The sequence below is a fragment of the Burkholderia sp. AU44665 genome (genome assembly GCF_030504405.1).
In the GTDB taxonomy this organism is placed as follows: Bacteria; Pseudomonadota; Gammaproteobacteria; order Burkholderiales; family Burkholderiaceae; genus Burkholderia; species Burkholderia semiarida.
In genome coordinates this window covers 46,055-52,605 of record NZ_JAUJRI010000033.1, presented here as the reverse complement: position 1 = coordinate 52,605, position 6,551 = coordinate 46,055, and the positions used below count along the sequence as shown (strand labels likewise).

At 67.8% G+C, this 6,551-nt stretch carries 4 protein-coding genes; 3 read left to right on the top strand and 1 reads right to left on the bottom strand.

Translation table 11 applies throughout. From position 1 onward, the window contains the following. From QZM15_RS32275 to QZM15_RS32265, 3 genes are all read left to right on the top strand, one after another. Positions 1-3,800: YadA-like family protein (locus QZM15_RS32275; protein ID WP_302107932.1), on the top strand; the 3,800-nt coding region annotated here is incomplete at its 5' end. 102 nt (positions 3,801-3,902) lie between these two features. After that, a complete protein-coding gene (locus QZM15_RS32270; protein WP_059638836.1) occupies positions 3,903-4,610 on the top strand; it encodes an OmpA family protein in 708 nt (235 codons plus the stop codon). A gap of 328 nt (positions 4,611-4,938) precedes the next feature. Next, complete coding sequence (locus QZM15_RS32265) at positions 4,939-5,664, top strand: response regulator transcription factor (protein ID WP_124864022.1); 726 nt, start codon at positions 4,939-4,941, stop codon at positions 5,662-5,664. A gap of 90 nt (positions 5,665-5,754) precedes the next feature. Here the strand turns inward: QZM15_RS32265 and QZM15_RS32260 are convergent, their stop codons facing one another. Beyond that, the gene (locus QZM15_RS32260; protein ID WP_059576322.1) at positions 5,755-6,450 is read right to left on the bottom strand and encodes a response regulator transcription factor; all 696 of its coding nucleotides are present in this window, start codon (positions 6,448-6,450) and stop codon (positions 5,755-5,757) included. Positions 6,451-6,551 lie beyond the last annotated feature (101 nt).

Below are 6,551 nucleotides of genomic sequence, written 5' to 3'. Positions count from 1 at the left end.
CGGTGACGCTGGGCGACGGCACGAACGCGACGCAGCTGAAGCACGTGGCGAACGCAACCGAAGACAGCGACGCGCTGAACCTCGGTCAGCTGAAGGACTCGGGCCTGGTGGGCGACGACGGCAGCGGCAACCTGACGTCGCTGGCAGTGACGTACGACAGCGCGACGAAGGACAAGGTCACGCTGGGCGGCGGCACGGACGGCACGACGCTGGCCAATGTGAAGGCAGGCGTTGCGGACAAGGACGCAGTGAACGTGAGCCAGTTGAAGGGCTCTGGCCTGATCGGCGACGACGGCAAGGCGATCGCCGCGGTCACGTACGACCGCAACACGGACGGCTCGCCGAACTACCGTTCGGTGACGCTGGGCGACGGCACGAACGCGACGCAACTGAAGCACGTGGCGAACGGTACGGATCGTCAGGACGCTGTGAACCTCGGTCAGTTGCAGGATTCGGGCCTCGTTGCGCCGGTCGATCCGATGAACCCGGGTGCGGGCGTGACATCGCTGGCGGTGACGTATAGCCAGAACGCGGACAATTCGGCGAACTACGACGAAGTGAAGCTGAAGGGCACGAACGGCACGACGTTGACGAACGTGAAGGCCGGTGTGGCCGACGCGGACGCAGTGAACGTGAGCCAGTTGAAGGGCTCGGGCCTGATCGGCGACGACGGCAAGGCGATCGCCGCGGTCACGTACGACCGCAATACGGACGGCTCGCCGAACTACCGTTCGGTCACGCTGGGCGACGGTACGAACCCGACGCAGTTGAAGCATGTCGCGAACGCAACGGAAGACAGCGACGCACTGAACCTCGGTCAGTTGAAAGACTCGGGCCTGGTGGGCGATGACGGCAGCGGCAACCTGACGTCGCTGGCAGTGACGTACGACAGCGCGACGAAGGACAAGGTCACGCTGGGCGGCGGCACGGCCGGTACGACGCTGACGAACGTGAAGGCGGGTGTTGCCGACACGGACGCAGTGAACGTGAGCCAGTTGAAGGGCTCTGGCCTGATCGGCGACGACGGCAAGGCGATCGCCGCGGTCACGTACGACCGTAACGCGGACGGCTCGCCGAACTACCGTTCGGTCACGCTGGGCGACGGTACGAACCCGACGCAGTTGAAGCATGTCGCGAACGCAACGGAAGACAGCGACGCGCTGAACCTCGGTCAGTTGAAGGACGCGGGCCTGATTGGTAACGACGGCAGCGGCAACCTGACGTCGCTGGCGGTGACGTACGACAGCGCGACGAAGGACAAGGTCACGCTGGGCGGCGGCACGGCCGGTACGACGCTGACGAACGTGAAGGCCGGTGTTGCCGACGCGGACGCAGTGAACGTGAGCCAGTTGAAGGGCTCGGGCCTGATCGGCGACGACGGCAAGGCGATCGCCGCGGTCACTTACAACCGCAACGCCGACGGCTCGCCGAACTACGACGCGGTGACGCTCGGCGGCGGCAAGTCGGCCGGCCCGGTGACGCTGTCGAACGTGGCGGACGGTGTGAACCGCAATGACGCTGTGAACCTCGGTCAGTTGCAGGACTCGGGCCTCGTTGCGCCGGTCGATCCGACGAACCCGGGTGCGGGCGTGACGTCGCTCGCGGTGACGTACGGCAAGAACACGGACGGCTCGGCGAACTTCGACGAAGTGAAGCTGAAGGGCACGAACGGCACGACGCTGGCGAACGTGAAGGCCGGTGTTGCCGACGCGGACGCAGTGAACGTGAGCCAGTTGAAGGGCTCTGGCTTGATCGGCGACGACGGCAAGGCGATCGCCGCGGTCACGTACGACCGCAACGCGGACGGCACGCCGAACTACAACGCGGTGACGCTGGGCGGCGGCAAGTCGGCCGGCCCGGTGCAGGTGAAGAACGTCGCGGCCGGCACGGACGGCACCGACGCGGTGAACGTGGCGCAGTTGAAGGACGCTGGCCTCGTCGCGCCGGTCGATCCGACGAACCCGGGTGCGGGTTTGGCATCGCTCGCGGTGACGTACGGCACGAACGCGGACGGTTCGGCGAACTTCGACGAAGTGAAGCTGAGGGGCGCGAACGGCACGACGCTGACGAACGTGCAGGCCGGCGCGGTGAACGCGGCGAGCACGGACGCGGTGAACGGCTCGCAGTTGTACGGCGTGTCGAAGAGCGTCGCGGATTCGCTGGGCGGCGGCTCGGCCGTCGACGCCAACGGCAACGTGACGGCGCCGACGTATTCGCTGACCGATCCGGCCAACGCCGCGACGAAGGTCGACTACCGCAACGTCGGCGACGCGCTCGACAACCTGGATGGCCGTGTTGCGACCAACACGCAGAACATCACGGTCATCAACAACCAGCTTGCCGATTCGGGCCTGGTGGATCCGGTGACGGGTCAATCGATCGCCGCGGTGACGTACGACCGCAACGCGAACGGCACGCCGAACTACAACGCGGTGACGCTGGGCGGCGGCAAGTCGGCCGGCCCGGTGCAGTTGAAGAACGTCGCGGCCGGCACGGACGATACCGACGCGGTGAACGTCGCGCAGCTGAAGGACGCTGGCCTCGTCGCACCGGTCGATCCGACGAATCCGGGTGCGGGCGTGACGTCGCTGGCGGTGACGTACAGCCAAAACGCGGACGAATCGGCGAACTTCGACGAAGTGAAGCTGAAGGGCACGAACGGCACGACGCTGACGAACGTGGCCGCGGGTGCGGTGAACGCGACCAGCACGGACGCGATCAACGGCTCGCAGTTGCACGGCACCGCGCAGAGCGTGGCCGACACGCTGGGCGGCGGCACGACGGTCGATGCGGACGGCAAGCTCGCCAACGCGTCTTTCGAGGTCAAGGGCAACCGCTACTCGACGGTCGAGCAGGCGATCCAGGCCGCGGCGGCATACGGCGCGACCGATTCGCTCGCGGTGCGTTACGACCTGAATGCCGACGGCACGCCGAACTACGGCTCGGTGACCCTCGGCGGCACGGGTGCGGCGCCGGTGAAGCTGACGAACGTCGCGGACGGCACGAGCCAGTACGACGCGGTGAACTTCGGGCAGTTGAGCGCGCTGAACGACAAGATCGGCGATCTCGACGACCGCGTCGGCGGCCTCGAGCTGCGACCGGGCAACCCGGGTGACGGCAACGGCGGCGGTTCGGGCACCAACCCGTACTTCGGCGCGACCGACCAGACCGCGGGCGGCTCGTCGGCGGCGAACCCCGGCACCGGCACCGGCAACGTGGCGGCAGGTTCGGGCTCGTCGGTCGGCACCGGCGTGAACGACGGCACGGCCATCGGCTCCGGCTCGAAGGTGGCCGCCGGCGGCGGCACGGCCATCGGCGCGGGCTCGGCCGCGAACGGCGAGAACGCGACGTCGATCGGCCACGGCTCGAACGCGACCGGCAGCGGTTCGGTGGCGATCGGCTCGGGCGCCGTGGCGAACGAGGCGAACACCGTTTCGTTCGGCGACGGCACCGACACCGGCAACCGCCGCGTCGTGAACATCGCGGACGGTATCAACGCGAACGACGGCGCGACGAAGGGCCAGCTCGACCGTGCGGTCGGCGGTCTGTCGGGCCAGATCAACGATGTGTCGAGGAACGCGTACTCGGGTATCGCGGCAGCCACCGCGCTGACGATGATCCCGGGCGTGGATCCGGGCAAGACGCTGTCGTTCGGTGTCGGCGGCGCGACCTACAAGGGCTATCAGGCGGTGGCGTTCGGCGGCGAGGCTCGCATCACGCAGAACCTGAAGATGAAGGCCGGCGTGGGTCTGTCGAGCGGCGGCAACACGGTTGGCGTGGGCGCGTCGTACCAGTGGTAAGGCGCGGGGCGGGGCCGTGCGCCCCGCCCGTGCGGGGCCGTTCCGATTTTCAACCCTCTCAGACAAGTGCGTCCGCCCGCGGGCGGACGCCATTTCAAGACCATGACTTCAAAGCTTTTGCGCGTCGCGTCGATCGGCGCGTTCGCGATGGCGCTCGGTGCGTGTACGACGCAATCGGGGCTCACTTATGACATTCGCGCGGTATCCGTGCCGGGCAAGCCGGACAACATCTTCCGCGTGAGTTGCGACGGGCTGCTCGGCAGCGCGAATGCATGTGCGCGCGCGGCCGAAGAGTTCTGCCGCGGGCAGGGCTTCACGCCGCTCGAGATGATCGACCGCGTGTACAGCCGCGCGCCGATGAAGGATCCGCGCGAAATCACGTTCATCTGCGGCAAGCCGCAGCCCGTCGCGCAACCCGCGCCGGCACCGGCGCCGCAGCAGCCGGCGCCGCAACCGGTTCAGCAGCGCCAGGTGCTGCTGCAGGGCGACGCGAATTTCGCGACCGACAGCGCGGCGCTGACCGCGCAGGCCCGCAACGATCTCGATCGCTTCATCGCGGCCAATCGCGGCATGGAATTCGCGCGCGTGTCGATCACGGGCTTCACCGATTCGACCGGCGGCGCCGCGCATAACCGCGCGCTGTCGGAAGCGCGGGCGCGCACCGTCGTCGAGTATCTGCGCGCGAACGGGCTGCAGGCCCGTTCGTTCGTCGCGGAAGGCCTCGGCGCGGCCGATCCGGTTGCATCCAACGCGACCGCAGCCGGTCGCGCGCAGAACCGCCGCGTCGAGATCCGCCTGGACGTGAAATGACGCATTGACGTATCGCGCGGCGCCGGTTCGCCGGCGCCGCCAGGGCCTTCGTCGGTCACGAGCCGATGGAGGAGCGGGGCGCGATCGACCGCCGCACCCCGCTGTCCCGGCAGGCATGCCAAGCCGCCCGCTCTCACCGAGCCGGCGGCTTTTTTCATTGGCGGCGCGCCGCGCGGCGGGCTGCTCCCGTGCGGCCTTGGCGGCCGGCCCCGGTTTCATGCGAAACTAGCGCCCAATCACGATCCAGAAAGAACGGCGCGCACGCGCCGTCGCCGGCCATCGGGCAGCCGTTCGGCCGCCCGCGACAGCGGTGAACACTCGGACGACTATGGGAAGCTATCAGATACGTGTGGTACTGGCCGACGACCACCCGGCATTGCTCGTCGGCGTTCAGCATGGGCTTTCGTCGGTGCCGACGATCCGGCTCACCGGCACGGCCGGCAATTCCACCGAGCTGATCGCGCTGCTCGATGCGAACGTATGCGACGTGCTGGTATCCGACTACGCGATGCCCGACAACGTGCACGGCGACGGCATCGCGCTGTTCTCCTACCTGCAACGCAACTACCCGGACGTCAAGCTGGTGGTGCTGACCATGCTCGACAACGCGGCGGTGGTCGGCGCGCTCGTGCGGCTCGGCATCGCGTGCATCGTCAGCAAATCGGACGCGATCGATCACCTGATTCCGGCCGTGCATGCGGCCGCCACGGGCGGCACCTATTATTCGCCGTCGGTCGAGAAAGTCGTGCGCACGCTGTCCGCGCATTCGAGCGCGCGGATCGTCGACCAGGCGCCGAGCCTGAGCAGCCGCGAGATCGAGGTCGTGCGGCTGTATGCGTCGGGGATGACCGTCAACGAGATCGCGGACAAGCTCAGCCGCAGCAAGAAGACGATCAGCACCCAGAAGGCGCGCGCGATGCAGAAGCTCGGCGTGGAAAAGGATATCGACCTGTTGCGCTACGCGATGGAGAACGGGATCGTCGCCGCGTCGGGCGGCGAGGGCAAGGCGGGGGAGCAGGCGGGAGAGGAGAAAGGGCGCGCCGAGCCCGACTGACCGGCGCGCCTCGCGCATCGGCGGAACCCGGTGCGCGATCATCCGCGCCATGGGCGTGGCCGGCCGTGCGCCGGAATGGTCGCCGTACCGTCAGCGCGGATGGTCGTCGAGGGCCGGCAGCGTCGTCGCGTAACCGTAATCGGACACGAGCCCGCATGAAATCGCGTAGCGGACCAGATCGACGTCGCGCTCGATCCCGAGTTTCTGCATCGCCGAACTCTTCTGCGTGCTGATCGTTTTCTTGCTGCGGCTTAACTGATCGGCGATCGCGTTGACCGACAGGCCCGACGCGAACAGGCGAATCACTTCCAGCTCGCGCGCGGACAACGCCGGCGCCTTGCCGCCCGTGTTGCCGGCGGCGCGCAGGATCCGGTCCATCGAAGGCGACAGATAGCGGCCGTTCGTATAGGCCGCGTGAATCGCCATCGTCAGGTGGCTCGTCATATCGGATTTGCTGACCACGCATGCGATGCCGAGTTCGATCAGCGCGCGCAGCGCCACCGCATTCTCCATCATCGTCATCACGACGATGCGCAGATTCGGATGTCGCTTCAGGATCGCGGTGAACATCGCGAGGCCGTCGCCGAATTCGGCGCCCGGCATCGCGTAGTCGGAGACGAGCACGTCGCATGGTTGGCTCGCGAGCGCTTCCATCAGTTCCGTCGAGTTGCCGGCGGTCGCGACCACCGCGAGCGTATTCGTCGCGGACAGTTCGTAACGTGCGCCGATGACGACCGCCGGATGGTCGTCGGCGATCACGATGCGAATGGGGAAATTTCCTGGCATGTCGGTGTACCTGCATGTTGCGGCGCGCAGTGGGCGCCGCGCGGTGGAGATCGGTGCGTACGGCTGCGCGTGCGGCGTGCAAGCCGGCCGCACGCGAAGCC

Coding starts and splice junctions, on each gene's coding strand:
- QZM15_RS32270 (WP_059638836.1), top strand. CDS start 3,903: ATGACTTCAAAGCTTTTGCGCGTCGCGTCGATCGGCGCGTTCGCGATG.
- QZM15_RS32265 (WP_124864022.1), top strand. CDS start 4,939: ATGGGAAGCTATCAGATACGTGTGGTACTGGCCGACGACCACCCGGCA.
- QZM15_RS32260 (WP_059576322.1), bottom strand. CDS start 6,450: ATGCCAGGAAATTTCCCCATTCGCATCGTGATCGCCGACGACCATCCG.